This is a genomic window from Variovorax gracilis (genome assembly GCF_030317115.1).
Classification (GTDB): Bacteria; Pseudomonadota; Gammaproteobacteria; order Burkholderiales; family Burkholderiaceae_C; genus Variovorax; species Variovorax gracilis.
The window spans coordinates 1-1828 of record NZ_JASZYF010000086.1; the positions used below are offsets into that span (position 1 = coordinate 1).

The window sequence follows — 1828 nt, forward strand, 5'->3', positions numbered from 1 at the left end:
AGGACATCGTTGATCAAAGTTAAAAGATGGTGGCCCGAGCCGTGGATGTCTTGCAAATAGTCGAGTTGCCGGTCGTTGACGTCCCCAACCATCTTCTCGGCCAACACCTCTGAGAACCCGATGATTGCGTTCAACGGAGTGCGCAATTCGTGGGACATGGCGGCAAGGAATTCCGACTTGTGTCTGTTCGCCGCCTCGATCTGGCTACTCTTCTCCCGGATCTCGCGGTACAGGCGCCCCAACTCTTCGCTCATATGATTGAGATTGCCGGCCAGTGCGCCCAGCTCGTCGCGATTGGGTACAAGCACCTGGCCCGTGAAATCCCCAGCTGCGATTTGGTCGAAGCGCTCGCCCATCTGCCGCAACGGGCCGATCAGGGATACCGAGATTGCGTAGCCGAGCCCCAGCGCCAGGAGGATGCTTCCGACGGCAAACGCCACGACCCATCTCCGTGACACCGAGTAACCGTCATGACTCTCGTCGATGCGCACCAGCATTTCAGCCTCGGCCTTGTTGACGAGTTCGTTGGTCAGTCGCTCGAGCCGTTCCGCAAGGGGCCCTACGCGCTCGACTTGCGCAATTCGCCCCTCCGTCACCCTGCCGGACCTCACCAGTTCGATCACTTCGGCCACCGCGGCGGTGAACCCCTCGTACGCAAGTCGAACGCGCTGCAGCACCTCGACTTCATCCCGCGCAACGAACCTCAGCCGGTCCAGGTCATAGCCGAACTGATGCAATTGACGCAGGGTTGCGTCCAGGGCGGCTGGGTCGGGCGCCAGCATCGCAGTTGCCACGCTGTACAGCTGTGCAGTGGTGCTTTGCTCTATTTGCCGGTATGCGGCGATCTTGCGCTGCAGTTGGACAAACTCTTCGGCGCGTTGGTTAAGCCGACCCAGTTCGGCCAGGCTCACCGCACCGACTGCGATCAGAAGTCCCACGATCGTGAGAAACGCGACCAGCAACTTTGTGTGGACTGTTGCCGGCGCCCGCGCCACGGCCAATGGCAGCCATCGAAGCAGTGGTTCGACCATTTGATCGCCAACCTCTGCTCTCGGTCAGTGTCACTCGCTGGCCAGCATTTGCAGGTCGCGCCGCATCTCTCGGGAGTCGAAATTGGTCCCCATGTATTGCACCCGCATCATGCCGGCACGATCGACGAGGGAGGTCAGAAACAAGTGGTCAACGCCACCAGCTTCTGCAAACTTCGCATACGACCCAAAACCTCTTACTACATCGTCGATGCCCTTTGGCGCTCCAGTCAGGAAGTACCAACCCGGCACATCGGCGCCAAACGACGACGCATACGCTCTAAGACGTGCCGGCGTATCGTTCAACGGGTCCACGGTGATGGCCACGAATGCGTACCTGGCGCCAAACTCACTGCCCATGGCTCGCCCAATCTCGGCCAGCTTGGCCACCAGGATGGGGCAACTGGTGGAGCAGGTCGTGAACACGAAGGTGACGAGCAAGACCTTGCCGCGCAGATCGGTAAGCGCAACGCGAGGACCCATCGAAGAAACAAGTGCAAATTGTGGTGCAGGCCCGAGGATGGGCAGGCGCGCGATGCCGTCCGACGCGGCACGTGTAGTCTGTGCCTCCACAGGCAGCGGCGCAATCGCCAGCCAGGCGCAGGCAGCCGCATTCAGGAGGTGACGACGGTTGGGCATCGATTGATTCTTCATGTCGTCGATTCCTTGCTGCGCGCGGATCCTGCGGCCAGACGATGAAGCGGCTATGCCTTCAGCTCTCGCTTCAGCTCGTTGAGAAACCGCCAGTCCGTGCTCTCGGCAATGAGCTTTTGAGGCGTGGATTTGATGAGCCCCACGTC

General features: G+C 60.4%; 2 protein-coding genes. Both read right to left on the minus strand.

Features of this window, described 5'->3' with window-relative positions; translation table 11 throughout:
* Positions 1–1031, minus strand: a 1031-nt coding sequence (locus tag QTH97_RS36810; protein WP_286573726.1) for a sensor histidine kinase, incomplete at its 3' end; no start/stop codon positions are given.
* Positions 1032–1061: 30 nt separating this feature from the next.
* A complete protein-coding gene (locus QTH97_RS36815; RefSeq protein ID WP_286573727.1) occupies positions 1062–1682 on the minus strand; it encodes an SCO family protein in 621 nt (206 codons plus the stop codon).
* Between the last annotated feature and the right edge of the window lie 146 nt (positions 1683–1828).